Origin of the sequence: Planosporangium thailandense (assembly GCF_011947195.1) — a bacterium.
GTDB lineage: Bacteria > Actinomycetota > Actinomycetes > Mycobacteriales > Micromonosporaceae > Planosporangium > Planosporangium thailandense.
This window is the reverse complement of record NZ_JAATVY010000006.1, coordinates 146,528-171,809: the sequence shown is the minus strand read 5'-3', so window position 1 is coordinate 171,809 and position 25,282 is coordinate 146,528. Positions and strand designations below refer to the sequence as shown.

The window sequence follows — 25,282 nt, the reverse complement described above, 5'->3', positions numbered from 1 at the left end:
CGGTGGCACGGGCCGCGGCAGCGGCCGGATTACTCTGGGCTGCCGGCTGCCGAGGGCGCCGGCGACACGGCGAGGAGATGTGTCCTGTGACCATCCGGGTTGGCATTAACGGCTTCGGCCGCATCGGTCGTAACTTCTTCCGCGCGGTTGTGGACCAGCGCGCCGATGTCGAGATCGTAGGCATCAACGACCTGACCGACAACAAGACGCTCGCACACCTGCTCAAGTACGACTCGTTGCTGGGCAAGCTCGACGCCGAGGTCACCTACGACGACGAGTCGATCTCTGTCAACGGCAAGCGGATCAAGACGCAGGCCGAGCGCGACCCCGCCGCCCTGGGCTGGGGCGACCTGGGCGCCGACATCGTCATCGAATCGACCGGCCGGTTCACCAAGGCCGACGACGCGCGCAAGCACCTCGATGCCGGCGCCAAGAAGGTCATCATCTCGGCGCCCGCCAAGGGCGAGGACATCACCATCGTGATGGGCGTCAACGACGACAAGTACGACGCGGCCAAGGACAACATCATCTCGAACGCGTCCTGCACGACCAACTGCGTCGCCCCGATGGCGAAGGTGCTGCTGGAGAACTTCGGCATCAACAAGGGCCTGATGACGACGATCCACGCGTACACCAACGACCAGGTGATCCTGGACTTCCCGCACAAGGACCTGCGGCGGGCCCGTGCCGCGGCGATCAACATCATCCCGACCACGACCGGCGCCGCGAAGGCGACGAGCCTGGTCATCCCCGAGCTCAAGGGCAAGCTGGACGGCATCGCGATGCGGGTGCCGGTGCCGACCGGTTCGGTGACCGACCTGGTGCTGGAGTTGGGCCGGGAGACCACCAAGGAAGAGATCAACGCCGCGTTCAAGGCGGCGGCGGACGGCCCGCTCAAGGGCATCCTGCTCTACACCGAGGACCCGATCGTCTCCTCCGACATCGCCAACACCGCGCCGAGCTGCACCTTCGACTCGCAGCTGACCATGGTCAACGGCAACCAGGCCAAGGTCGTCGGTTGGTACGACAACGAGTGGGGCTACTCCAACCGCCTCGTCGACCTGGTGAAGCTGGTGGGTTCGCAGCTGTGAAGACCCTCGACGACCTGCTTGGCGAGGGCGTACGGGGTCGGCGTGTGCTCGTGCGCGCCGACCTCAACGTCCCGCTCAGCGACGGACAGATCAGCGACGACGGCCGGATCCGGGCCGTCCTGCCGACGCTGACCGCCCTGCGTGACGGGGGCGCGCGCGTCGTGGTCTGCTCCCACCTGGGCCGCCCCAAGGGTGCGCCGGACCCCAAGTACTCGCTGGCCCCGGTCGCCGACCGGATGGCGCAACTGCTCGGCTCGCCGGTCGCGTTCGCCACCGACACGGTCGGCGACAGCGCGCAGCAGACCGTCGGCGGTCTCGGCGACGGCGAGCTCGCCCTGCTGGAGAACCTGCGGTTCAACCCGGGTGAGACCAGCAAGGACGACGCGGAGCGGCTGGCGTTCGCGCGCCAGCTCGCGGCGTTCGGGGAGGCGTACGTCGACGACGCCTTCGGCGCCGTGCACCGCAAGCACGCGAGCGTCTACGACGTGGCCACGCTGCTGCCGCACTACGCGGGTGGCCTGGTCGTCGGCGAGGTGGAGGTGCTGCGCCGGCTCACGAGCGACGAGGTGGCCCGGCCGTACGTCGTGGTGCTCGGCGGCTCGAAGGTCTCCGACAAGCTCGCCGTCATCCAGGCGCTGCTGCCGAAGGTGGACAAGCTGCTCATCGGCGGTGGCATGTGCTTCACCTTCCTGAAGGCGCAGGGCCACGGCGTCGGCGCGTCGCTGCTGGAAGACGACATGGTCGAGACCTGTCGCGGGCTGCTCGCGCAGGCCGGCGACAAGATCGTTCTGCCGGTGGACATCGTCGCTGCCGACAAGTTCGCCGCTGACGCGCAGACGCAGACCGTGCCGGCCGACTCGATCCCGGAAGGATGGCTGGGCCTCGACATCGGCCCGGAGACGGTCGCCGGGTTCGCCGACGCGCTGACCGGGGCGAGGACGGTGTTCTGGAACGGGCCGATGGGCGTGTTCGAACTGGAGCCGTTCGCCGCGGGTACCCGTGGCGTGGCCGAGGCGATCACCAAGGTCGACGGGTTCACCGTGGTCGGTGGCGGCGACTCCGCCGCGGCCGTGCGCAAGCTCGGCATCCCCGAGGACGCCTTCGGTCACATCTCCACCGGCGGCGGCGCTTCGCTGGAGTACCTCGAGGGCAAAAAGCTGCCCGGTCTCGAGGTGCTGGAGTCGTGAGCTCGCCCGCTGGCCGCCGGCCGCTGATGGCCGGCAACTGGAAGATGAACCTCAACCATCTCGAGGCCATCGCGCTGGTGCAGAAGCTGGCGTTCAGCCTCACCGAGAAGCAGCTCACCGACGTCGAGGTGGTGGTGCTGCCCCCGTTCGTCGACCTGCGCAGCGTGCAGACGCTCATCGACGGAGACAAGCTGCTGCTCGGGTACGGCGCGCAGGACCTCTCGCCGCATGCCTCAGGCGCGTACACCGGTGACGTCTCCGGCGGCATGCTGGCCAAGCTGGGCTGCCAGTACGTCGTGGTCGGCCACTCGGAGCGCCGGATGTACCACCACGAGGACGACACGCTGGTGGCCGCCAAGGTCAAGGCCGCGCTCGCCAACTCCATGAGCCCGATCCTGTGCGTGGGGGAGGGGCTGGAGATCCGCGAGGCGGGCAACCACGTGGCGCACACGGTGGCGCAGTTGGACGCGGCGCTGAAGGGGCTCAAACCGGACCAGGTCGAGAAGGTCGTCGTGGCCTACGAGCCGATCTGGGCGATCGGGACCGGCAAGACGGCCACGCCCGAGGACGCCCAGGAGGTGATCGGCGCGCTGCGCAGCCGGCTCGCCGATCGTTACGGCGACGTCGCCGGCCGGGTGCGCATCCTGTACGGCGGCTCGGTGAAGGCCAACAACGTCGCGTCGATCATGGCCCAGCCCGACGTGGACGGGGCGCTTGTCGGCGGGGCGAGCATCGATGCCGACGAGTTCGTCCGGATCTGCCGCTTCAAGGAGCACTGACACCGCACGCCGACGGGGAAGGCGCGGTCCGGTCGGGCCGCGCCTTTGCCGTCAGCGGGAAATCGGTTTCCGCCGACACCGCCGTCCGGCGGCGACTCGTCCACCCCGGTGCGGCCGCCGTGATCTATGCTCGTGAGCGTCGGGCGGCCCGCCGGAGCCGCCCCATGGTGCGCGGGGGCGGCCCGACCCGGCTATCCTGGCAGACGCCGCACCTACGCGCGTTACTGAGAGGACCCGCCCCGCCATGATGGCGTTCGCCTACACCCTGATCGTGCTGCTCGTGCTGACCAGCATTCTGCTGACCATGCTCATCCTGCTGCACCGGGGGAAGGGCGGCGGCCTGTCCAGCATGTTCGGCGGTGGCGTTTCGTCGAGCCTCGCCGGCTCCTCGGTCGCGGAGAAGAACCTCGACCGCTACACCGTTCTCGTCGGGATCATCTGGTTCGCCTGCATCATCGGCCTGGGCCTGTGGCTGAAACTGGCCCAGAACGGCGCATCCTGACCTGAAACGACGGGCGCCCGGCGACACGATCCCGTGTCGCCGGGCGCCTTTCTTTCTGCCGTAGGCGCCGCTACCGGTCAGCGAAGGGACCGGAACCGCGGACCGATCTCGCTGGCCGCGGGCCGGTCCAGCAACCAGAGCGTACGTTCGACGCCGCGCACCCCTGCCGCGGGAACCTGCACCGGCCCGGCGCCGGAGAGTGCCAGGCGGACCGCGCTGGCCTTGCCGGTGCCGGACGCGATCAGCCACACCTCCTCGGCGGTGTTGATCGCCGGCAGCGTCAGGGTCAACCGCACCGGCGGCGGCTTCGGCGCGCCACGTACCGCCGCGACGGGCCGGTCCTCGTAGGCCACCGGATGCTCCGGGAACACCGACGCCACGTGGCCGTCCTCGCCGACCCCCAGCAGCAGCAGGTCGAAGTGCGGCAGCGCGGCGGTCCCCGGCTTGGCGGCCCGCGACAGCTCGTCGGCGTACCGTGCGGCTGCCGCCTCCGGGTCGGGGCCGTCGGGGCCGTCGGAGGGCGGCATGGGGTGTACCCGTGCCGGATCCAGCGGCAGCGCGTCGAGCAGCGCCTCCCTGGCCTGCAGCTCGTTTCGGTCGGGGTCGTCGTGCGGCACGAAGCGTTCGTCGCCCCACCACACGTCGACACGTCCCCAGTCGACCGCGTCGCGGGCCGGGCTGTCGCGCAACGCCCGGTACACGGCCGCCGCGATCGTGCCGCCGGTCAGCACCACGCTCGCCTCGCCCCGCTCGGCCTGCGCGTCGATCAGGCGGACCGCGAGCCGGGCCGCGACCGCCTGGGCGAGCATGCCCGCGTCCGCATGGACGATCACGCTGACTTCGCTCAAGGGTGCTCCTCAATTGAAATCGTGGACACGCGGGCCCGGAGGACCCACGTGTCCACGATCCGGTTGACTATTGCGGGGTGTTGCTCGTGTCGGCCGGCGCCCGGGTGTCCCCGGCGGCTTCGACGTCGCCGCTGACGCGCGCGCTGCCGGACACCTCAGCCTCCGGAGCGCCGGACGGACCCGTCCCCGCGTGCTCGGTCGCGCCGTCGTCGCTGCCCGCGATGTTGGCCGTGTCCGGCCGCTCCGCCAGCGCCGGGTCGTGCCAGATGTGAACCCGGTGCGGTGAGCGTCTCTCGAAGCCGTTCAGGCCGGTGGCGGCCGCCAGCGCGATCGCGTACGTCGGGTCGGGGTCGAGCCGGCGCAGCTCCTCGGCGAGGTCCTCACCCAGCGACCGGTCCGCCAGGGGCATCCTGCGGTCGGGCAGGCCGGTGCGCTGCACCAGGGCCGAGCCGTTCTCTCGCTGGATCTTCACCGTGCCCCCGTCGCGCATCTGCATCGTCAGGCCCTGCATGTGCGCGCCCGGCACCGGGAGCAGCTCCGGCTCGACGCCCAGCCGGCTGTGCAGCCAGCCGCTCATGAGCAGGGCGCTGGGGTCCTTCTCGGACGCCTCGATGGTGATCGTCGTGGGCAGGGTGTGCGAGGCGTCGAACACGCTCGCCACCAGGGTCCGCCAGGGGGTGATGCGGGTCCACGCCAGGTCCGTGTCGCCGGGCGCGTAGTCATCGGCCCGGGTCCGCAGTGCCAGGAGCGGGTCGTCGCACTGCAGCGTGTCGGTGATCCGGCGTTCGGCCACCACGCCGAGCGGGTCGTACGCGATGCGGTCCGGCGGTCCGCACCGCCACCAGGTGACCACCGGTACGTCCGGTGCCAGCAGCGGCATGACCACCGACTCGGCGTGCAGGGCGAGCCGTCCGCGCATGCGCATGACGACCGCCTCGCACGGGCCGAGCCGGCCGCCGACGACGACCTCCGCGTCGAGGCGGGATCGTGCGTGGGTGACCTCGTCACGGACGACGATCAGCAGCCGGCAGGGGTGCGCGGCGGCCGCGACCGTCGCGGCCGCCTCCGCGGCGCGGACCTCGCCCTCTTCGGTGATGACGATGAGGGTGAGGGCCAGCCCGCTCGTCACGCCGCCGGCGGTACGCCGCTCGGCCGCGAGCGCCTTGACGACCGCGCTGCCGGTCGTGTCCCAGAGCCCGATCATGACTTACTCCTGCGCTCGTGTTCAGCAATCCCGATCATGCCCGGCGCCAGGCCCGTCCGGTCCGCACCAGCATCTCGTCCGCGGCGCGCGGCCCCCACTCGCCGGCGCGGTACGGCTCCGGCTTGGTGCCCGTCCACGCCTCTTCCAGCGGGTCGACGACCTTCCAGCCGGCCTCCACCTCCGCGGCGTCCGGGAACAGCGTCTTGTCGCCGAGCAGCACGTCGAGGATGAGGCGTTCGTAGGCTTCGGGGCTCGCCTCGGTGAACGCCTCGCCGTACTGCACGTCCATCGTGATGTCGCGGACCTCCATGGTGGTGCCGGGCACCTTGGAGCCGAACTTCAGCGTAATGCCCTCATCGGGCTGGACCCGGATCACGAACTGGTTGGCGCCGAGCATCTCCACGTCCGACGGGGCGAACGGCAGGTGCGGCGCCTTCTTGAACAGCACCGCGATCTCGGTGACCCGCCGGGGCAGCCGCTTGCCCGCGCGGATGTAGAAGGGGATGCCGGCCCACCTCCGGTTCTGGATACCGAGCGTCAGGGCCACGTACGTCTCGGTGGTGGAGTCCGCGGGAACGCCCTTCTCGTCGAGGTAGCCCGGTACCCGCTCGCCGGCCACCCAGCCCGGCTGGTACTGCCCCCGTACGGTGTCGCGGGCGATGTCGGCGGGCAGCTTGATCGCCCGCAGCACCTTGAGCTTCTCGGTGCGGATCTCGTCGGCCGAGAATCCGGTCGGCTCCTCCATGGTCACCAGTGACAGCAGTTGGAGCAGGTGGTTCTGCACCACGTCGCGGGTGGTGCCGACGGTGTCGTAGAACGCCGCCCGGGTGCCGATGCCCACGTCCTCGGCCATGGTGATCTGGACGCTGTCGACGTAGAGCGAGTTCCAGACCGGCTCGAAGAGCGTGTTGGCGAAGCGCAGCGCCAGGATGTTCTGAACCGTCTCCTTGCCCAGGTAGTGGTCGATCCGGAAGACGTCGCCCGGCGTGAACGCGTGGTCGACGAGGTCGTTGAGCTGCTTGGCCGACTGCAGGTCGTTGCCGAACGGCTTCTCCACCACGACCCGGCGCCAGCCGCCGGACTTCTGGTTGTCGCTCATGCCGGTGCGCTCGAGCTGCTTGAGCACCACGGGGAACGCCGACGGCGGGATCGACAGGTAGAACGCCGCGTTGCCCTCGATGCCGTGCGAGGCGCGCAGCTCGTCGAGCGTCTGCGCGAGCCGGTCGAACGCCTCGTCGTCGTCGAACGAGCCGGGCACGAACTTGATGTTGCTGCTCAGCCGGTCCCACACCTCGTCGCGCCACGGGGTACGGGCGTGCGCCTGGGCGGCATTGCGGGCCAGGTCGGCGAAGTCCTCGTCACCCCAGTCGCGCCGGGCGAACCCGAGCACGACGAAGCCCGGCGGCAGCAGCCCCCGGTTGGCCAGGTCGTACAAGGCCGGAATCAGCTTTTTTCGCGACAGGTCGCCGGTGACTCCGAAGATCACCAGTGCGCAGGGCTCCGGGATCCTCGGCAGTCGCCGATCCTGTGGATCACGTAGCGGGTTCTTCATCGTGCCACCTCACCGCTTTCCACGGCACTCCAGTCGCTCATGACGCCGGCCTTTCACGAAACCCAGGGAAGTTCTGCGACAGCGGCGAGCAGCCGCGCCGTACCCGCCGCTCGATCGGTCAGGTGTAGTCGGAGGAGGGGACGGCGCCGCCCGGTCAGCGCCTCCCGGTCACCGGCCGCCTGCGCGGCCTCGAGCTGCCCGAACGTGTACGGCCGGCCGGGTACTGGCAGGTCTTCGGTCACCGCACCGGTGATCTGCAGGAATGTGCCGACCGGTGGGCCGCCCTTGTGGTACTGCCCGGTCGAATGCAGGTACCGCGGACCCCAGCCGAAGGTCACCGGGTGCGAGGTGTGGTCGGCCAGCCCGGCCCGGATCTTCGCCGCGTCGGACTCGGTGTACCGGTCGAGGAACGCCAGCACCGCGAGGTATCCGCCCGGGGTCAGCCGGCTGAGCAACCAGCCCAGCGCCTCGTCCACCGTGGATGCATGCCCGAGGTCCGTGCCGTAAACCTCGATCGGCCCGTCGATGAATGCCGGGCGCTCACCAGGAAGGCCCGACTGGAGAATGCGCCGGGTGTGCTCCTTGCTCTCGGCCACGTTCGGCTGGTCGAACGGGTTGACGCCCAGCAGCCGCCCGGCCACCGCCGTCGCGTACTCCCAGGCCAGGAACTGCGCGCCGAGCGGGCCGTTGACCGCGATGTGCGGGGTGATGCCGCTGCCGGGGACGGACTCCGGCGGAAGCGAACCGCCGACGGTCACCGTGAGCACGTCGTCGGCGGTCGCGCCCGGCGCGTCGGGCGCCTCCACGACCACCGGGAGGATCCCGCGTCCCTGCTTGCCGGTCGACTCGGCGACGAGCTGTTCGATCCAGTCGCCCAGCCCGACGATGCCGGTGCCGTCGGAGATCAGGGCCAGCTTGTCGCGGCCGGCGAGGGCGGCCGCGCCGAGGGCCGCGCCGAGCGTCAGCGCCGGGTTGTCCGCGTCGCCGCGCAGCGACGCGGCGAAGTCCTCGGCCTGGTCGAGAAGCTCGGCCACGTCGATGCCGGCCAGGGCGGTCGGCACGAGGCCGAACGCGGTCAGGGCGCTGTATCGACCGCCGACGTCCGGGTCGGCCAGGACGAGGTTCGCTCCCATCTCCTCGGCCCGCGCCTCGAGCGGCGAGCCCGGGTCGGTGACGATCACGAACCGCGACGCGCAGCCGGGCAGGCCCGCGTCCTCGAACGCCGTCGCGTACGCCCGCAGGTGGCTGTCGGTCTCGACCGTCGTGCCCGACTTGCTCGACACGACCACGACGCTGGTCGCGAGCCGGTCGCCGAGCGTCGCGCGTACCTGGTGCGGGTCGGTGGTGTCGAGGACCGTCAGAGCGACCCCGAGGGTGCGTGCGATGACCTCCGGGGCGAGCGACGAGCCGCCCATCCCGGCGAGCACGACGTGGTCGAGCCCCAGGGACTGCAGCTCGTCACGCAGTTCGGCCAGCCGGGGGAGCAGCTCCCGGCTGCGCCGGAACGTGTCGACCCAGCCCAGCCGGGACTTGGCCGCGGCCTCGGCATCGGGACCCCACAGGGTGGGGTCCGCGTCGGCGAGCCGCTCCGCTGCCCGGTCGGCGACGAGCTGCCCCAGCGCCTCCACAGCGCCGGGCACCGCTCGGGCTCCGTAGACGGCGAGCCCGGCCGCCGCCTGAACTTCGAGCAGTCCACTCATCGGTTGGTCTCTCTTGCCGTGTACCACCGGGCCGGTGCCCCCCGGCTCGCTGGCGCTCGACCGTCCTCCCGTGCCGCCCGGCGGTCCGCCGGGCTCACTGCTGGGCTTCAGTTTTGGCGCAGCCCGCCGCGGCCTTACCCGGGTCGTCCGCACCTGACTTCGCAGCCTCCAGCGACTTGGTGACACCGTCGAGAAGCTCGTTCCAACTCGCCGCGAACTTCTCCACACCCTCGCGCTCGAGCACGTCGACCACGTCGTCGTAGTCGATGCCGAGCCGGCCCAGGTCGTCGAGGACCTGCTGCGCGTCGGCGTAGTACGGGGTGATGGTGTCGCCCCGTACCTCGCCGTGGTCGGCGTACGCGTGGATCGTCGGCTCCGGCATCGTGTTGACCACGCCCGGGGCGATCAGCTCCTCGACGTACATCACGTCGCGGTAGTCCGGGTTCTTCGTCGACGTGGAGGCCCACAGCGGCCGCTGCGGTCGGGCACCCGCGTCGGCGAGGGTGCGCCAGCGGTCGCTGCTGAACGCCTTCTCGTAGTGCTGGTACGCCAACCGGGCGTTGGCGATCGCCGCCTTGCCCTTCAGCGCCGCCGCCTCCGGCGTGCCGATCTTGTCCAGGCGCTTGTCGACCTCGCTGTCGACCCGCGACACGAAGAACGAGGCGACCGAACCGATCGTGGACAGGTCGTGGCCGTTCGCCTTCGCCTGCTCCAGGCCGGTCATGAACGCGTCCATCACCTGGTCGTACCGCTCGAGGCTGAAGATCAGCGTGACGTTCACGCTGATCCCGTCGGCGAGCGCGGCGGAGATCGCCGGCAGGCCCTCGACGGTAGCCGGGATCTTGATGAACAGGTTCGGCCGGTCGACCAGCCACCACAGCGCCTTGGCCTCGGCCTTGGTGCGCTCGGTGTCCTTGGCCAGCCGCGGGTCGACCTCGATGGAGACCCGACCGTCGAGGCCCTTGGAGACGTCGTACGACGGGCGCATCACGTCGCACGCCCAGCGCACGTCGTACGTGGTGAGCATCCGGGTCGCCTCTTCGATCTCGACGCCCCGCGCGGCCAGTTCCTTGATCTGGTCGGCGTAGACGTCGGCGTCGCTGAGGGCCTTGGCGAAAATGGTGGGGTTGGTGGTGACGCCGGACACGTGGCACTCCCGCCGCAGCTTGTCCAGGCCACCCGTTACGAGGCGCACACGGGAAAGGTCGTCCAGCCAGATCGCCACCCCGGCGGCGGCCAACTGCGCCAGCCTGTCGCTCATCGTCGCTCCCTGAAGTTCAGTTGGTTCAGTTGCCGGTGGTTTCGCCCTTGATCGCGCTGCAGCGCGCCAACGACGCGTGCGCCGCCGCCACGACGTGGTCCGGGGTGAAGCCGAACTGCTCGTACAGGACCTTGTACGGCGCGCTGGCCCCGTAGTGTTCAAGGCTGACGCATTCGCCGCAGTTGCCGACCAGGTCGCGCCACGACATCGCGATGCCGGCCTCCACCGACACCCGGGCCCGGACGCCGGACGGCAGCACCTCCTGCTGGTAGGCGCGGTCCTGAGCGCGGAACCACTCCTGGCAGGGCATCGACACGACGCGGGTGGGCACGCCGTCGGCCTCCAGCCGCTCGCGGGCCGCCACGCACAGGTGCACCTCCGAGCCGCTGGCCATGAGGATGACCTCCGGCTGGCCGTTGGAGGCGTCGATCAGGGTGTATCCGCCGCGGGCGACGCCCTCGGCCGACGCGAACTTGGTCCGGTCGAGGGTCGGGACGTTCTGCCGGGTCAGGCACAGCGCGGTCGGCCGGTCGTTGTGGCCGAGCGCGAGCCGCCACGCCTGGGCGGTCTCGTTGGCGTCGGCGGGGCGTACCACGTCGAGGCCGGGGATGGCGCGCAGCGCGGTGAGCTGCTCCACCGGCTGGTGGGTCGGTCCGTCCTCACCGAGCCCGATCGAGTCGTGCGTCCAGACGTAGATCACGGGCTGCTTCATCAGCGCGGCGAGCCGCACGGCCGGGCGCATGTAGTCGCTGAAGACCAGGAAGGTGCCGCCGTACGGGCGGGTCGGGCCGTGCAGGGTGATGCCGTTGAGGATCGCGCCCATGGCGTGCTCGCGGATGCCGAAGTGCAGCGTCCGGCCGTACCAGTCGCCGGGGAACGCCTTGGTCGCGTGCTCGGGCGGCACGAACGACGGCGCGCCCTCGATCGTGGTGTTGTTGCTCTCGGCGAGGTCGGCCGAGCCGCCCCACAGCTCCGGCAGGACCGGCGCGATCGCGTTGATGACCTTGCCGGAGGCGGCCCGGGTGGCGATGCCCTTCTCGTCGGCGGGGAACTCGGGCAGCGACTCCAGCCAGCCGGCGGGGAGCTTGCGCGCGAGCAGGCGGTCCAGCAGCGCCGCGCGCTCCGGGTTGGCCTCCCGCCAGGACTCGAACTGCTTGTCCCACGGCGCGCGCGCCTGCCGGCCCCGCTCGATCAGCTCGCGGGAGTGCTTGAGGACGTCGTCGTCGACCTGGAATGACCGGTCGGGGTCGAAGCCGAGGATCTTCTTGGTCGCCGAGACCTCGGCCGCGCCGAGCGCCGACCCGTGCGACTTGCCGGTGTTCTGCTTGGTGGGCGCCGGCCAGGCGATGATCGTGCGCAGGTTGATGAACGACGGCCGGTCGGTGACCGCCTTGGCCTCCTCGAACGCGCGGTACAGCGCCTCGACGTCCTCGTGGTAGCCGTCCTCGCCGCGCCAGTTCACGTCCTGGACGTGCCAGCCGTACGCGGCGAAGCGCTCCGAGACGTTCTCCGAGAACGCGATGTTGGTGTTGTCCTCGATCGAGATCTGGTTGTTGTCGTAGACCAGGATCAGGTTGCCCAGCTTCTGGTGGCCGGCCAGCGAGCCCGCCTCGTGGCTGATGCCCTCCTCCAGGTCGCCGTCGGAGCAGAACGCGTAGATGAAGTGGTCGAACGGGCTCTCCCCGAGCGGCGTGTCCGGGTCGAACAGCCCGCGTTCGCGGCGCGCCGCCATCGCCATGCCGACCGCGTTGGCCACGCCCTGCCCGAGCGGCCCGGTCGTGGTCTCGACCCCGACCGTGTGGCCGTGCTCCGGGTGGCCCGGCGTGAGCGATCCCCACTGGCGAAGCTGCTGCAGGTCCTGCAGGCTCAGCCCGTACCCGGACAGGAAGAGCTGGATGTACAGGGTGAGGCTGGAGTGCCCCATCGACAGCACGAACCGGTCCCTACCCAGCCAGTGCGGGTCGGTCGGATCGTGGCGCATCACCCGCTGGAAGAGCAGGTAGGCGGCGGGGGCCATGCTCATGGCCGTGCCGGGGTGGCCGCTGCCGGCCTCCTCGACCGCGTCCATGGCGAGGACACGGACGGTGTCGACCGCGCGACGGTCAAGGTCGGACCAGTTCAGCTGAGTCACTTCGGTGCTGCTCCTTCAGGCTCCGTAGGTGAGATCGGGTGGGCGGCACGCCGATGAGCCGTCATAGATCACCCTACCCACCGCGACGGATCGCAAAGCACCGGTCGGCCAGTTATCGCGCATCGTTAGCGACGGCGGGTCGCGGGGAGTGTGACGTGGCGCGCAATGCCCGGCGGGGCGGCATCTGTACGGCCTGCCGCGTGTTCTACGATTCGTTGTCTTCACCCTGGCGGTCGTCGGGCTCGCCCGCTCGCCAAGCCGATGCCGGAAGGTGGCAATCCCGCGTGATATTCCCACCCGGGCGGTCAGTTGTCCGAGGGTGGCAGCGGTGAGCACGCTCGCCGACCGCGCCCCGTCCGCCGCAGAGCCGGAGGCCCAGGCCAGGAACGAGGTGCCCCTGCGCCCCACGGTGATCCGTGAGGTCGTCCCGCCGCGCTCGCGGCCCAAGGCGGTCTTCCAGGCGTACCTGGCGCTGACCAAGCCTCGCATCGTCGAGCTGCTCCTCGTGACCACGGTGCCGGCGATGTTGCTCGCCCGGCACCGGGTGCCGTCGGTGTGGTTGATGCTCGTGACGCTGGTCGGGGGAGCGCTCGCCGCCGGCGCGGCCAACGCCCTCAACTGCTACATCGACCGCGACATCGACCCGCTGATGCGTCGTACGTCCAAGCGGCCGCTGCCGGCCCACACGATCGGGCCCCGGTCGGCGCTCGTGTTCGGGCTGGTCCTCGCGGTCATCTCGGTGTCGCTGATGGCGGCATTCACGAATCTGCTCGCCGCGGGGCTGACCGCGGTGGCCATCGCCTACTACGACCTCGTCTACACGCTGTGGCTCAAGCGCACCACGCCGGCCAACACCTTCTGGGGCGGCGTCTGCGGTGCGATGCCGGTGCTGATCGGCTGGGCGGCCGTGACCGGCGGCCTGGCGTGGCCGGCCTGGGCGATGTTCGCGGTGGTGTTCCTGTGGCAGCCGCCGCACTTCTGGGCGCTGGCGATCAAGTGCAAGGACGACTACGCGCGCGCCGGGATCCCGATGCTTCCGGTCGTGGCCTCCCTGCGCAAGGTGGGCCTGCACTCGGTCATCTACACCTGGCTGACCCTGGCCGCGTCGATGGCGCTCTGGGCGCTGGGAATGAGCCCCTTGTACGGGGTGACCGCGCTGGTGGTGGGCGCGCTCTTCGTGCTGGAGGCGCACCGCGTGTACGCGCGGGCGCGCCGTGACGAGCCGGTCAAGCCGATGCGCCTGTTCCACTGGTCGACGACCTATTTGACGATCCTGTCGATCGCGATTTCGGTGGACGCACTCATCCACTGATACCCCGGTATTAATCCATTGGCGTCAATCGGTTCAATGTCCGGGTTTGGCGGTGACGCGCCGGTTCCCGCGTGTCGCACAGGTCCCTGGCGTGTCGCGCGTGTCGGCAGTGCGACATTTGTCGGTGGCTCTTACGCGGTTTTGTCCCAAATGCGACCCTCCAAGTCCCAAACATTATTTCCTCGTCAAGTAATGGTTGTCACAAATCGCCATTGAGTTGCGCGACTTTGACGGTGACTGTGGTTACGGTGTCGTTCATGGCAGAAGGTTCCGATACCACGATGACCCTTGATCCGCCTGTCCCCGGCAACCTTGTCGACGGGATCAGGTCGTTCGCCGGAGACCACGGCGGAGCGAAGGCAGTCGTCGAGTACGTCGGGCGGCGCGGTGCTCGCATCGTGCTCGTCGGTGAAGACGGTGCCTGGGCTGACCAGTTCGCCCCCAGCACCGACATCGCTCGGCAGGCCTGCACCAGGGCCGGCGTTGCCGTAGAGAACCAGTGGGAGCGCGAATTGATCGAGCAGATGCGGCCAGACCACGACACCTGGCGTGCGATGGGACGGCGGGCTCTCGCGCGGTGACGGAAAGGATTACCCCCCACGGTGCGACCCGGGCTGATGCCCGGGTCGCCCTTGTTACGTGCGCCGACCTGCCGGACCTGGAGCCCGACGACCGTCTGGTCATCGAGCCCCTCGCCGCGCGGGGCGTACGCGCCGAGCCGGCGGTATGGGACGACCCGAGCGTCGACTGGGCCGGCTACGACCTGGCCGTCCTCCGCTCGCCCTGGGACTACACCGACCGGCGGGAGAGCTTCGTCGAGTGGGCCCGCGGGGTCCCGCGGCTGGCGAACCCGGCCGACGTCGTGGCCTGGAACACCGAGAAGACCTACCTGGAGATGCTCGCCGACGCCGGAGTGCCGGTGGTGCCGACCGACTGGGTGCGCCCCGGTGACGGCTGGAGCCCGCCGGCCGGCGGCGAGTACGTCGTCAAACCCGCGGTGAGCGCCGGCAGCCGGGACACCGGCCGCTACGACCTCGCCGACCCGGCCCACCGCGAACTCGCGGCCGCCCACGTGGCGCGGCTGCAGGCGGCCGGCCGTCTCGTCATGGTCCAGCCGTACCTCGCCGCCGTCGACACCGAGGGCGAGACCGGCTTGATGTTCTTCAACGGCCGGTTCAGCCACGCCATCCGCAAGGGGCCGATGCTGGACGGCCCGGACGTACCGGGCGCCACGGGGCTGTACCGTCCCGAGCGCATCACCGCCCGGGAACCGTCGCCCGCTCAGCTCGAGGTCGCGGAGAAGGTCCTCGCGACCATCCCCGGCGGCGCGGACCGGCTGCTGTACGCCCGCGTCGACCTGATCTCCGGCCCGCAGGCGTCGCCGGTACTGGTCGAGCTGGAGCTCACCGAGCCGTCGCTGTTCCTGGACCGGTCCGCCGGCGCCGCTGAGCGGCTCGCGGACGCGATCGCGGCCCGCGTTTTCTCATGATCCGGAGACTTTTCCATTGATCCCGGAGACTTTTCCGGGTCCTGACCCGGAAAAGTCTCCGGGATCATGACGTCGGGGTGAGCACGGCCGGGCGCGCCTGCGCCGGCGCCGCGGGCGCCGTCGCAGGCGCGCCCGGCCGCGTCGTCTCCAGCACCGCGAGAGCGGCCACCCACACGAGGCTGGCGCCGAGCATGTGCAGCCCGACGGCGAGGATCGGCAGATGCGTGAAGTACTGCACGAAGCCGATGACGCCCTGCGCCAGTTCGACGCCGATCAGCCAGGCCGCCGCCCGGCGCGCGGCCGTCGGCGCACCCACGGCGCGCAGCGCGTACCACAGTGCCACCGACAGGCCCAGCAGTAGGAACACGGCGTCGGCGTGCAGTTGGGAGATCTCCTGCGGGTCGAGCCCGGTGCGCCGGGCGTGCGCGTCGCCCGCGTGCGGGCCGCTGCCGGTGACGATCGTCCCGACCGCCAGGACCGCCACCGTGACGACGGCGGTCAGCCGGGGCAGCGCCGCGAGGGGGCGGGGGAGCGTTGCGCCGGCCGGGGCGCCGGCCGTGCGTACCCACAGCTGGTAGGCCGCGGCGATGACCGCCATCGAGGCCAGGAAGTGCAGCGCGACCACCCACGGGTTGAGCTTGGTCAGCACCGTGATGCCGCCGATCACGGCCTGGGCCGGGATGCCGGCGAGCACCAGCACCGACCACAGCGTCAGCGGGCGGCTGCGCGGGCGCTGGTAGTACGCGCACACGACGCAGGCGAGCGCCAGCACGCCGACGACGAACGTGAGGGTGCGGTTGCCGAACTCGATCACGCCGTGCGCGCCCATGGCGGAGGTCGTGACGTACGAGGCGCCGGTGCAGCGCGGCCAGGTCGGACAGCCGAGGCCGGAGCCGGTCAGTCGGACGGCGCCGCCGGTGCCGACCAGCACGACGTTGGCGACCAGGGAGGCGAGGGCGAGACGGCGCAGCAGGACGGGCGCGCCGAGAATCCGGCGGATGGAGCTCACCTGAGCGATCGTACTGACCCCGGCCACCCATCCGGCCGTCCGCGTCGCGGCTACGGCGAGTGGTCCGGGTCACCGGGGCGCGGGTTTGCGCGCGGGGAAGGAAATACGTAACACTGGTGTTGTGAAAAACACGGCAGTGCTCGCCGAGCGTGTCGGATCCGCTGAGCAGGATTCGACCGACGGGCGCACCCGTGACCGCGTGGCCCAGCTGCTGCTGCAGTACGGGTCGGCGACCACGAGCGAGCTGAGCGAGGCGCTCGGTCTGAGCTGTGCGGCGATCCGTCGCCACCTCGACGCCATGCTCGGCGAGGGGATGGTCGAGGCGCGCGACCAGCCGGTCCGCGGCCCCCGTGGGCGGGGCCGGCCGGCCAAGGTCTTCTACCTCACCGACAGCGCGCGCGAGTCGTTCCCGCACGCCTACGACGACCTGGCCGCGTCCGCGCTGCGCTGGATCGCGCAGCACGCCGGCCAGGAGGCCGTGAGCGCGTTCGCCGCGGCGCAGGTCGCGGCGCTCGAGGAGCGCTGCCGCGCGGCGATGCGGGAGGCCGGCGACGATCCGATGGCGCGGGCGCAGGCGCTCGCGAGCGCGCTGACCGCCGAGGGGTACGCCGCGGGCGCGTCGACGATCGCGTCCGGCGGCCAGCTCTGCCAGCACCACTGCCCGGTCGCGCACGTGGCCGCCGAGTTCCCGCAGCTGTGTGAGGCGGAGACCCAGGTGATCTCGCGGCTCGTCGGCACACACGTGCAGCGACTGGCGACGATCGCCAACGGCGACGGCGTGTGCACCACGCACATCCCGACCTATCGCATGCCAGACAAGTCAGATCACGACAAGACCGATCCGATCGTGAGGACCGCCCGATGACCGAACAGATGACCGAGCCGATGGACCAGCTTGCCGGCCTCGGCAAGTACGAGTACGGCTGGGCCGACTCCGACATTGCCGGCGCGTCGGCGCGGCGCGGCCTGAACGAGGAGGTCGTTCGCGACATCTCGGCGAAGAAGAACGAGCCGGAGTGGATGCTGGACCTGCGACTCAAGGGCCTGCGGCTGTTCGGCCGCAAGCCGCTGCCGGCGTGGGGCGCGGACCTGTCGGGCATCGACTTCGACAACATCAAGTACTTCGTCCGCTCCACCGAGAAGCAGGCGACCAGTTGGGACGAGCTGCCCGACGACATCAAGAGCACGTACGACAAGCTGGGCATCCCGGAGGCCGAGAAGCAGCGGCTGATCGCGGGTGTCGCGGCGCAGTACGAGTCCGAGGTCGTCTACCACAAGATCCGTGAGGACCTCGAGGAGCAGGGCGTCATCTTCCTGGACACCGACTCCGGGCTGCGCGAGCACGAGGACCTGTTCAAGGAGTACTTCGGCACCGTCATCCCGGTCGGCGACAACAAGTTCGCCTCCCTGAACACCGCGGTGTGGTCCGGCGGGTCGTTCATCTACGTGCCGAAGGGCGTGCACGTGGAGATCCCGCTGCAGGCGTACTTCCGGATCAACACCGAGAACATGGGCCAGTTCGAGCGGACGCTGATCATCGTCGACGAGGGTGCCTACGTGCACTACGTCGAGGGCTGCACCGCGCCGATCTACTCGTCGGACTCGCTGCACTCGGCGGTCGTCGAGATCATCGTCAAGAAGAACGCGCGGTGCCGGTACACGACGATCCAGAACTGGTCGAACAACGTGTACAACCTGGTCACCAAGCGCGCCGTCTGCGAAGAGGGCGCCACGATGGAGTGGATCGACGGCAACCTCGGCTCCAAGGTCACGATGAAGTACCCGGCCGTCTACATGTACGGCGAGCACGCCAAGGGCGAGGTGCTGTCGGTGGCCATGGCCGGCGAGGGCCAGCACCAGGACGCCGGCGCGAAGATGGTGCACGCCGCGCCGCACACCTCCTCGAGCATCATCTCCAAGTCGATCGCCCGGGGCGGCGGCCGGACCAGCTACCGCGGCCTGGTCCAGGTCCTGGAGGGTTCGCACCACTCCAAGTCGACGGTGAAGTGCGACGCGCTGCTGGTCGACACGATCTCCCGGTCCGACACCTACCCGTACGTGGACGTGCGCGAGGACGACGTCGCGATGGGCCACGAGGCGACCGTGTCCAAGGTCAGTGAGGACCAGCTGTTCTACCTGATGAGCCGGGGCATGACCGAGGACGAGGCCATGGCGATGATCGTGCGCGGCTTCATCGAGCCGATCGCCAAGGAGCTCCCGATGGAGTACGCCCTGGAGCTCAACCGGCTCATCGAACTGCAGATGGAGGGAGCTGTCGGCTGACGCCGACAGCTGAATCTGGCCGGGTCGAGCTTCGAAACAGAAGGAAAGCATGACTGACACCATCGCGCCGCCGAAGACCAAGTCCCAGGCGCTGCGCTCCTACGACGTTGCCGATTTTCCGGCGCTCACGGGCCGCGAGGAGGAGTGGCGGTTCACGCCGCTCAAGCGGCTGCGCGGCCTCGCGACGGCGGCCGCCGACGTCGCGCGTGGTCCGGCGCCCAAGCACGAGTACGGGCAGCTGCCGACCGGCGTGAGCGTGGCGACCGTGGACCGCGACGACCCGCGGATCGGCTCCCTGCTGACCCCGTTCGACCGGATCAGCGCGCTCGCGTACGGGGCCGCCGAGCAGGCGCTGGTGATCAGCGTCGCGCGCGGGGCCACGCCCGAGCAGCCGGCCGTGGTGCGTGTCGTAGGCGGGGGTGCCGACGGTACCTCGTTCGGGCACACCTTCGTCGAGGTCGGTGAGCTGGCCGAGGCGACCCTCGTGCTGGAGCAGACCGGCTCGGCGGTGCTCGCCGACAACGTCGAGGTGTCGGTCGGCGGTGGCGCGCGGCTGACGTTCGTGACGGTCGCCGACTGGGCGGGCGACGCCGTCCAGGCCCAGCACGTGCGGTTCCGGCTCGGCCGCGACGCCAAGGTCACCCACGTCCAGGTGTCGCTCGGCGGTGACCTGGTGCGCCAGTACACCAGCGTCGAGTACGCCGACCGGGGCGGCGAGTGCGAGGCCTACGGCCTGTACTTCGCCGACGCGGGCCAGCACCTGGAGCACCGGCTGCTGGTCGACCACGCGGTGCCCGACTGTCGCAGCTACGTCGCCTACCGCGGCGCGTTGCAGGGCGCCGACGCGCACACGGTGTGGGTCGGCGACGTGCTCATCCGGGCGGAGGCCACCGGCACCGACACGTACGAGATCAACCGCAACCTGGTGCTGACCGACGGCGCGCGCGCCGACTCGGTACCGAACCTGGAGATCGAGACCGGCGAGGTCGCCGGCGCGGGTCACGCGAGCGCGACCGGCCGCTTCGACGACGAGCAGCTGTTCTACCTGCAGGCCCGGGGCATCCCTGCCGAGGAGGCGCGCAAGCTGGTGGTTCGCGGCTTCTTCAACGAGCTGCTCGGCAAGATCCCGGTCGAGGACCTGCGCGAGCGCCTGGCCGCCGCGATCGAAGCACGGCTGCAGGAGACTGACGCGTGAGCGAGCGGAGCGAGCGAACCATGGGCTCAGTGTGCGGCGAACGCATCGCCGAGCGAAGCGAGGCGATGGCGTGAGTCTTGTACGGATCTGTCCTGCCGACGATGTCGCCAAGGGCGAGGTCATCGCGGTGACGGTCGACGACACCCAGTTGGCCATCGTGCACTGCGAGGACGGCACCTTCCACGCCATCTACGACGAGTGCTCGCACGCCGCGATCCCGTTGTCCGAGGGCGAGGTCGACGGCTGCACGCTCGAGTGCTGGCTGCACGGGTCGCGCTTCGACCTGCGCACCGGCAAGCCGAGCGGGCCGCCGGCCACCGAGCCCGTACCCATCTATCCCGTCGAGGTCCGCGACGGTGACATCTACGTGAACCTGAGCGAGGAGAGCAAGTGAGCACCCTGGAGATCCGCGACCTGCAGGTCTCGGTCAAGCTGCCCGAGGGCGAGCTGAAGCCGATTCTGGCCGGGGTCAACCTGACCGTCCGGTCCGGCGAGACGCACGCGATCATGGGCCCCAACGGCTCCGGCAAGTCGACACTCGCGTACTCGCTCGCCGGCCACCCGAAGTACGAGGTCACCGCTGGCAGCGTGACGCTCGACGGCCAGGACGTGCTGGCCATGACCGTCGACGAGCGCGCCCGTGCCGGCCTGTTCCTGGCGATGCAGTACCCGGTCGAGGTACCGGGTGTGTCGGTGGCGAACTTCCTGCGTACCGCCAAGACGGCGATCGACGGTCAGGCGCCGAAGCTGCGCACCTGGTCGAGCGAGCTCAAGGGCGCCATGGAGCGGCTGCACATGGATCCGGCGTTCGCCCAGCGCAACGTCAACGAGGGCTTCTCCGGCGGTGAGAAGAAGCGCCACGAGATCGTGCAGATGGAGCTGCTCAAGCCGAAGATCGCGGTCCTCGACGAGACCGACTCCGGCCTCGACGTCGACGCGCTGCGGGTGGTCAGCGAGGGCGTCAACCGGGTCCGCGACACGGGTGAGACCGGCCTGCTGCTGATCACGCACTACACCCGGATCCTGCGGTACGTGAAGCCGGACTTCGTGCACGTCTTCGTCGCCGGCCGCATTGTGGAGGAAGGCGGCCGCGAGCTGGCCGACAAGCTGGAAGAGGAAGGCTACGAGCGGTACCTCGCCGGTGCCGGCCCGGCCAACGCGTAGGACGGAGTTTCGATGACCGCCACCCTCCCGACGTACGACGTGGATACCGTGCGTGCCGACTTCCCGATCCTGAGCCGGCAGGTCAACGGACACCCGCTGGTCTACCTGGACTCGGCGGCCACGTCGCAGAAGCCCCGTCAGGTGCTCGACGCGCTGCGCGCGCACTACGAGGGCTGTAACGCCAACGTCTCGCGCTCGGTGCACACGCTGGGCACCGAGGCGACGGAGGCGTTCGAGGGTGCCCGGGCCAAGGTTGCCGCCTTCATCGGCGCGGCCCGGCCCGAGGAGGTCGTCTTCACCAAGAACTCCACCGAGGCGATCAACCTGGTGGCGCACGCCTTCTCGGAGCGGGCGATCGATCCCCGGTTCCGGCTGGGGCCGGGGGACGAGATCGTGATCTCCGAGATGGAGCACCACTCGAACATCCTGCCGTGGCAGCTGCTGTGCGAGCGCACCGGCGCCACGCTGCGGTGGTTCGGCCTCACCGACGACGGCCGGCTGGACGAGTCCAACCTGGACGAGCTGGTCAACGAGCGCACCAGGCTGGTATCGCTCGTGCACGTGTCCAACATCCTGGGCACCGCCAACGACGTCGGGCCGATCGTGGCGCGGGCCCGGCAGGTCGGCGCGTTGGTGATGCTCGACGGCTCGCAGTCGGTGCCGCACCTGCCGGTCGACGTCGCCGCGCTCGGGGTGGACTTCCTCGCCTTCACCGGGCACAAGATGTGTGGCCCGACCGGGATCGGCGGACTGTGGGGCCGGTACGAGCTGCTGCAGGCCATGCCGCCCTTTCTGGGCGGCGGCTCGATGATCGAGACCGTGACCATGCAGCGGTCGACCTACGCCCAGCCGCCGATGAAGTTCGAGGCGGGCACACCTCCGATCGCCGAGGCGGTGGGGCTGGGCGCGGCCGTGGACTACCTGTCCGGCATCGGCATGGACGCCATCCACCGGCACGAGAAGGAGCTCGCCGGGTACGCGCTCGACGCGCTCGCCAGCGTGCCGGACCTGCGGGTCATCGGGCCGCGTACGGCCGAGGGGCGGGGCGGGACGATCTCGTTCGCGCTCGGCGACATCCACCCGCACGACGTCGGGCAGATCCTCGACACCGAGGGCGTGCAGGTACGGGTCGGTCACCACTGCGCCCGCCCGGTGTGCGTGCGGTTCGGCGTACCGGCGACCACCCGCGCCTCGTTCTACCTCTACACCACCACTGACGAGGTGGACGCGCTGGTGCGGGGACTGGAGAAGGTGCGGAAGGTGTTCGGGTGACGAAGGTGGACGACCTCTACCAGGAGATCATCCTGGATCACTACAAGCACCCCCACGGGCGGGGGCTGCGCGAGCCGTACCTGGCCGAGGCGCACCACGTCAACCCGACCTGCGGCGACGAGGTGACCCTGCGGGTCAACCTGGCCGACGACACGATCACCGACGTCTCGTACGAGGGCATGGGCTGCTCGATCAGCCAGGCGTCGGCGAGCGTGCTGCACGAGATCATGGTTGGCCTGCCGGTCATCGAGGCGCTGGCCCGCCACGACGCGTTCGCCACCCTCATGGCCGGCCGCGGCGAGGTCGAGCCCGACGAGGAGGTGCTCGGCGACGCGGTGGCGTTCGCGGGCGTGGCCCGCTACCCGGCGCGGGTGAAGTGCGCGCTGCTTTCGTGGATGGCGTTCAAGGACGCCCTCGCGCGGGCGGCGGAGGAGTCAATCGTGGAAGGAAGCGCATCGTGACCGAGGCCACCGCCAAGGCGTCTCTCGACGACATCGAAGAGGCGATGAAGGACGTCGTCGACCCGGAGTTGGGCATCAACGTGGTCGACCTGGGTCTGGTGTACGGCATGCACGTCGACGACGAGAACGTCGCGACCATCGACATGACGCTGACCTCAGCCGCCTGCCCGCTCACCGACGTGATCGAGGACCAGGCCCGGCAGGCGCTGTGCACGGGGCCGGGTGGCGGGCTCGTCAACGACGTCCGCATCAACTGGGTCTGGATGCCGCCGTGGGGTCCGGACAAGATCACCGAGGACGGTCGCGAGCAGCTGCGGGCGCTCGGCTTCAACGTCTAGGTTCTGCGCGATCTTGGACACTTGGCGGGCCTATGACCCCGCCAAGTGTCCAAGATCTCAGATGTGCTTGAGCGCCTCGCGTACCGACAGCGGCGACAGTACGCGCTCGTGCGCCCGCACGAACGCACGCACCCGGTCCGGGTCGATCCTCGCGTACTCACGCAGCGCCCATCCGATCGCCTTGCGGATGAAGAAGTCGCCGTGCGCCGCCCGGGCCAGGCAGTACCGGAAGAGCCGCTCGGCATCGGTGCGCTCCCGGTAACGCAACTGGTGCAGGATGGCCGTACGGGCGAGCCACAGGTTCTCGTCGCGCACCCAGGCGTCCATCGTCGCGCTTGCCTCCGGGTAGCGGGCCACGATCGCGCCGACAAGGTGGGCGGCGAGCGCGTCGACGGTGTCCCACCACGACTTCGTGGTGATGAGGGCGCGGGCCGTATCGAGGAACGCCGGCGAGCAGGCGCCCGCGTGGCGGATCAGCCAGTCGCAGGCGAAGTACTGGTACTCACGCTCGCTCAGCTCCCAGCACGCGAGCGCGGTGGCACGCAGGTCGTCCTCGCCCGGGCGGGGCAGGCCCGCGAGGACCTCCCGCGACAGCGTCCGCCGCTGGGGCGTCGGGATGCCCAGGAACGCGAACTGGTCGCGCATGTAGGCGCGCATCGGGCCAGCCTGGGCCGCGTCGGCGGCGGTGCCGAAAACGGCGCCCAGCCGGTCCAGCACGGTTCGCGCGAGCGGGGTGGGATCCATCCGGTGATCGTGCCAGCTATCGTCATCCCGTGGTGAGCAGGCCGGCGGCGGGTGGCGGGCGGTGGGTCGAGGTCGCTCCGGAACGGCTGGCCCGCTGGCTGGCCGGGTTCCGGGAGCGGCACGGCGAGGTCGTGCTCCGTCCCCTCGCCGACGGCCTCGAGATCGCCGCCGCCGACGGCGAGGTGGCCGAGTGCCACCTGGTGGTCGGAGCCGCCACGGACCTCGACGGCCTGGTGGCCGAGGCGCTGCGACCGCGCCGGCTCGGGCTGCTCCTGGTGCGCCGGGGCGGGTACGGCGTCGGTGTCGCGGCCGGGTCCGAGCTGACCGCGTCCAAAGTGGGCAGCCGGTACGTGCAGAGCCGCACCGCCGCCGGCGGCTGGTCGCAGCAGCGCTTCGCCCGGCGGCGCGACAACCAGGCGCGGGCGGCCGCCGGCGACACCGCCGAGGTCGCGCAGCGGATGCTCGTACCCGCCGCCGGCACGCTGGACGCGCTCGTCGCCGGGGGAGACCGCCGGTTGGTCGACGAGGTGCTGTCCGACCCGCGGCTGGCGCCGCTGCGGGCGCTGTGCGCCGAGCGGTTTCTCGACGTACCGGATCCCAAGCTGGCCGTGCTGAGATCGGCCGTCGTGGCGGCGCGCAGCGTCCGGATCAGGCTGCGGTCGGCTGCCGACTGAGGCCGCCGGTCAGACCCCGTTGCCGAACGTGTCGCAGGACTTCGGATCGCCGGACTGGTAACCCTGGCTGAACCAGTGCTGACGCTGCGCCGCCGAGCCGTGGGTGAACTTCGACTCGTCGACCTGGCCGTTGCCGAACTTCTTCTGGATGGTGTCGTCGCCCACCGCGGCGGCCGCCTGCAGGGCCTGCTGGATGTCGGAGTCGGTGACGTTGGTGAAGAACGCCTGGCCGGTGGCGCTCTTGGTCTGGGTGGCGTGGTTGGTCCAGACCCCGGCGTAGCAGTCGGCCTGCAGTTCCAGCATGACCGAGTAGCGGTTGGCGTTGTTCGGGTCACGCTGCTGCGCCCGCCGCATCTGCGCCTCGGTGCCGACGAGGTCCTGGATGTGGTGGCCGTACTCGTGGGCGAGCACGTACGGCTGGGCGAACTGCCCCGGCGCGCCGAACCGGCTGGCCAACTCGTTGTAGAAGGTCAGGTCGATGTAGACCTTCTTGTCGGCCGGGCAGTAGAACGGCCCGACGCCGGAATCAGCCTGCCCACACCCGGTGTTGACACTGTTGGAGAAGAAATGGGTGGGCGCCAGGCTGTACTGCTTGCCGAAGGTCTGCGGCAGTTCGGTCTTCCAGAACGCCTGGATGGAGTTGACGTAGAGGACGTTGCGACAGTCGGTGTCGGAGAACCGGTTCGGGTTGCTGGCGGCGCACTTCTGGTTGAGCGACGTGTTGTCGCCCTGACCGCTGCCGCTGCCGCCGTTCAGCAGGCTCCGGCCGAAGGTGCCGCCGCCGACCAGCAGGCCGATCACCACGACGACGACGGTGACGATCAGGCCCATGCGGCCGCCGCCGATCGGGATCGGCAGGCCGCCGAAGCCGCCGCCACCGCTGAAGCCACCGCCGCCGGATCCGCGTGCGTCCTCGATCTGGCTGGTATCGAGATCAGCGTTCTCGTTGAGGTCCATGTCGTCGTCCCCGATCGCCACTCGTCCGCCCGGTCCCGCAGGCGGTGCCGCTGTCACCACACCGAATGGTTCGCCCCGCCGGCTTCGTACCCTACGGCCACGGTCGATAACCGTGCCGACGTCCCCGGC

24 protein-coding genes and 1 pseudogene are annotated in these 25,282 nt (G+C 70.3%); 16 read left to right on the top strand and 9 right to left on the bottom strand.

The annotated features are described in order from the left end of the window. The first annotated feature begins 86 nt into the window (after positions 1-86). From gap to secG, 4 genes are all read left to right on the top strand, one after another. Entirely contained in the window at positions 87-1,091 is a 1,005-nt protein-coding gene (gap, locus tag HC031_RS11965) for a type I glyceraldehyde-3-phosphate dehydrogenase (protein WP_167925312.1), read from the top strand. Beyond that, entirely contained in the window at positions 1,088-2,278 is a 1,191-nt protein-coding gene (locus HC031_RS11960) for a phosphoglycerate kinase (RefSeq protein WP_167925311.1), read from the top strand. Before gap ends, HC031_RS11960 begins: the two co-directional genes overlap by 4 nt. Positions 2,279-2,304: 26 nt before the next feature. After that, entirely contained in the window at positions 2,305-3,057 is a 753-nt protein-coding gene (gene tpiA, locus HC031_RS11955) for a triose-phosphate isomerase (protein ID WP_205862654.1), read from the top strand. A gap of 244 nt (positions 3,058-3,301) precedes the next feature. After that, the gene (gene secG / locus HC031_RS11950) at positions 3,302-3,559 is read left to right on the top strand and encodes a preprotein translocase subunit SecG (protein WP_167925309.1); all 258 of its coding nucleotides are present in this window, start codon (positions 3,302-3,304) and stop codon (positions 3,557-3,559) included. Positions 3,560-3,636: 77 nt separating this feature from the next. Here the strand turns inward: secG and pgl are convergent, their stop codons facing one another. From pgl to tkt, 6 genes and pseudogenes are all read right to left on the bottom strand, one after another. After that, positions 3,637-4,407, bottom strand: coding sequence for a 6-phosphogluconolactonase (gene pgl / locus HC031_RS11945; RefSeq protein WP_167925308.1), 771 nt, complete (start codon positions 4,405-4,407; stop codon positions 3,637-3,639). A gap of 184 nt (positions 4,408-4,591) precedes the next feature. After that, positions 4,592-5,611 (bottom strand): annotated as a pseudogene (locus tag HC031_RS11940) (glucose-6-phosphate dehydrogenase assembly protein OpcA); the annotation flags it as partial. 34 nt (positions 5,612-5,645) lie between these two features. Next, positions 5,646-7,163, bottom strand: a complete 1,518-nt coding sequence (gene zwf, locus HC031_RS11935; protein ID WP_167925306.1) for a glucose-6-phosphate dehydrogenase — start codon at positions 7,161-7,163, stop codon at positions 5,646-5,648. A 53-nt stretch (positions 7,164-7,216) separates the two neighbouring features. Further along, positions 7,217-8,863 (bottom strand): glucose-6-phosphate isomerase, encoded by a 1,647-nt coding sequence (locus HC031_RS11930; protein ID WP_167925305.1) that lies wholly within the window; start codon positions 8,861-8,863, stop codon positions 7,217-7,219. Between the two features lie 94 nt (positions 8,864-8,957). Next, a complete protein-coding gene (gene tal, locus HC031_RS11925) occupies positions 8,958-10,124 on the bottom strand; it encodes a transaldolase (RefSeq protein WP_167925304.1) in 1,167 nt (388 codons plus the stop codon). A 25-nt stretch (positions 10,125-10,149) separates the two neighbouring features. After that, on the bottom strand, positions 10,150-12,255 hold the full coding sequence (gene tkt / locus HC031_RS11920; protein WP_167925303.1) for a transketolase: 2,106 nt from the start codon (positions 12,253-12,255) through the stop codon (positions 10,150-10,152). Positions 12,256-12,646: 391 nt separating this feature from the next. On the opposite strand from tkt, the gene HC031_RS11915 reads away from it, so the two are divergent. The 3 genes from HC031_RS11915 to HC031_RS11905 all read left to right on the top strand — a co-directional run bounded on the left by HC031_RS11915 (position 12,647) and on the right by HC031_RS11905 (position 15,056). Continuing rightward, a complete protein-coding gene (locus HC031_RS11915; RefSeq protein ID WP_338090624.1) occupies positions 12,647-13,567 on the top strand; it encodes a heme o synthase in 921 nt (306 codons plus the stop codon). Positions 13,568-13,824: 257 nt separating this feature from the next. After that, positions 13,825-14,148 (top strand): hypothetical protein, encoded by a 324-nt coding sequence (locus HC031_RS11910; RefSeq protein ID WP_167925302.1) that lies wholly within the window; start codon positions 13,825-13,827, stop codon positions 14,146-14,148. Then, positions 14,145-15,056 (top strand): ATP-grasp domain-containing protein, encoded by a 912-nt coding sequence (locus tag HC031_RS11905; protein WP_338090611.1) that lies wholly within the window; start codon positions 14,145-14,147, stop codon positions 15,054-15,056. The genes HC031_RS11910 and HC031_RS11905 overlap by 4 nt, the downstream gene beginning before the upstream one ends. A gap of 64 nt (positions 15,057-15,120) precedes the next feature. On the opposite strand, the gene HC031_RS11900 is transcribed toward HC031_RS11905, so the two are convergent. Beyond that, a complete protein-coding gene (locus HC031_RS11900) occupies positions 15,121-16,056 on the bottom strand; it encodes a COX15/CtaA family protein (RefSeq protein WP_167925421.1) in 936 nt (311 codons plus the stop codon). 130 nt (positions 16,057-16,186) lie between these two features. Here HC031_RS11900 and HC031_RS11895 point away from each other — a divergent pair, with 130 nt between their 5' ends. From HC031_RS11895 to HC031_RS11860, 8 genes are all read left to right on the top strand, one after another. Continuing rightward, positions 16,187-16,930 carry a helix-turn-helix transcriptional regulator gene (locus HC031_RS11895; protein ID WP_167925301.1) on the top strand — a complete coding sequence of 248 codons (744 nt, stop codon included), beginning with the start codon at positions 16,187-16,189 and terminating at the stop codon, positions 16,928-16,930. Next, positions 16,927-18,348, top strand: coding sequence for a Fe-S cluster assembly protein SufB (gene sufB, locus HC031_RS11890; protein ID WP_240942388.1), 1,422 nt, complete (start codon positions 16,927-16,929; stop codon positions 18,346-18,348). The genes HC031_RS11895 and sufB overlap by 4 nt, the downstream gene beginning before the upstream one ends. Before the next feature lie 49 nt (positions 18,349-18,397). Further along, entirely contained in the window at positions 18,398-19,543 is a 1,146-nt protein-coding gene (sufD, locus tag HC031_RS11885; protein ID WP_167925300.1) for a Fe-S cluster assembly protein SufD, read from the top strand. Positions 19,544-19,613: 70 nt separating this feature from the next. After that, the gene (locus tag HC031_RS11880) at positions 19,614-19,937 is read left to right on the top strand and encodes a Rieske 2Fe-2S domain-containing protein (RefSeq protein WP_167925299.1); all 324 of its coding nucleotides are present in this window, start codon (positions 19,614-19,616) and stop codon (positions 19,935-19,937) included. Then, positions 19,934-20,707, top strand: a complete 774-nt coding sequence (gene sufC, locus HC031_RS11875; protein WP_167925298.1) for a Fe-S cluster assembly ATPase SufC — start codon at positions 19,934-19,936, stop codon at positions 20,705-20,707. Before HC031_RS11880 ends, sufC begins: the two co-directional genes overlap by 4 nt. Before the next feature lie 12 nt (positions 20,708-20,719). Beyond that, a complete protein-coding gene (locus HC031_RS11870) occupies positions 20,720-21,979 on the top strand; it encodes a cysteine desulfurase (protein WP_167925297.1) in 1,260 nt (419 codons plus the stop codon). After that, a complete protein-coding gene (gene sufU, locus HC031_RS11865) occupies positions 21,976-22,440 on the top strand; it encodes a Fe-S cluster assembly sulfur transfer protein SufU (protein WP_167925296.1) in 465 nt (154 codons plus the stop codon). The genes HC031_RS11870 and sufU overlap by 4 nt, the downstream gene beginning before the upstream one ends. Continuing rightward, positions 22,434-22,778, top strand: a complete 345-nt coding sequence (locus HC031_RS11860; RefSeq protein WP_338090622.1) for a metal-sulfur cluster assembly factor — start codon at positions 22,434-22,436, stop codon at positions 22,776-22,778. Before sufU ends, HC031_RS11860 begins: the two co-directional genes overlap by 7 nt. 57 nt (positions 22,779-22,835) lie before the next feature. Here the strand turns inward: HC031_RS11860 and HC031_RS11855 are convergent, their stop codons facing one another. Then, positions 22,836-23,522, bottom strand: coding sequence for a DNA alkylation repair protein (locus HC031_RS11855; protein ID WP_205862608.1), 687 nt, complete (start codon positions 23,520-23,522; stop codon positions 22,836-22,838). A 29-nt stretch (positions 23,523-23,551) separates the two neighbouring features. Between HC031_RS11855 and HC031_RS11850 the strand changes: the two genes are divergently transcribed. Further along, positions 23,552-24,196, top strand: a complete 645-nt coding sequence (locus HC031_RS11850) for an acVLRF1 family peptidyl-tRNA hydrolase (protein ID WP_167925294.1) — start codon at positions 23,552-23,554, stop codon at positions 24,194-24,196. Between the two features lie 9 nt (positions 24,197-24,205). On the opposite strand, the gene ypfJ is transcribed toward HC031_RS11850, so the two are convergent. Then, the gene (gene ypfJ, locus HC031_RS11845; RefSeq protein WP_167925293.1) at positions 24,206-25,153 is read right to left on the bottom strand and encodes a KPN_02809 family neutral zinc metallopeptidase; all 948 of its coding nucleotides are present in this window, start codon (positions 25,151-25,153) and stop codon (positions 24,206-24,208) included. Positions 25,154-25,282: the final 129 nt, after the last annotated feature.

What these genes read in the sequence shown, in the direction of transcription:
- tpiA (WP_205862654.1), top strand. Translation starts at nt 2,305, where the DNA reads ATGGCCGGCAACTGGAAGATGAACCTCAACCATCTCGAGGCCATCGCG.
- secG (WP_167925309.1), top strand. Translation starts at nt 3,302, where the DNA reads ATGATGGCGTTCGCCTACACCCTGATCGTGCTGCTCGTGCTGACCAGC.
- zwf (WP_167925306.1), bottom strand. Translation starts at nt 7,163, where the DNA reads ATGAAGAACCCGCTACGTGATCCACAGGATCGGCGACTGCCGAGGATC.
- HC031_RS11930 (WP_167925305.1), bottom strand. Translation starts at nt 8,863, where the DNA reads ATGAGTGGACTGCTCGAAGTTCAGGCGGCGGCCGGGCTCGCCGTCTAC.
- tal (WP_167925304.1), bottom strand. Translation starts at nt 10,124, where the DNA reads ATGAGCGACAGGCTGGCGCAGTTGGCCGCCGCCGGGGTGGCGATCTGG.
- HC031_RS11910 (WP_167925302.1), top strand. Translation starts at nt 13,825, where the DNA reads ATGGCAGAAGGTTCCGATACCACGATGACCCTTGATCCGCCTGTCCCC.
- sufB (WP_240942388.1), top strand. Translation starts at nt 16,927, where the DNA reads ATGACCGAACAGATGACCGAGCCGATGGACCAGCTTGCCGGCCTCGGC.
- sufD (WP_167925300.1), top strand. Translation starts at nt 18,398, where the DNA reads ATGACTGACACCATCGCGCCGCCGAAGACCAAGTCCCAGGCGCTGCGC.
- HC031_RS11870 (WP_167925297.1), top strand. Translation starts at nt 20,720, where the DNA reads ATGACCGCCACCCTCCCGACGTACGACGTGGATACCGTGCGTGCCGAC.
- HC031_RS11855 (WP_205862608.1), bottom strand. Translation starts at nt 23,522, where the DNA reads ATGGATCCCACCCCGCTCGCGCGAACCGTGCTGGACCGGCTGGGCGCC.
- ypfJ (WP_167925293.1), bottom strand. Translation starts at nt 25,153, where the DNA reads ATGGACCTCAACGAGAACGCTGATCTCGATACCAGCCAGATCGAGGAC.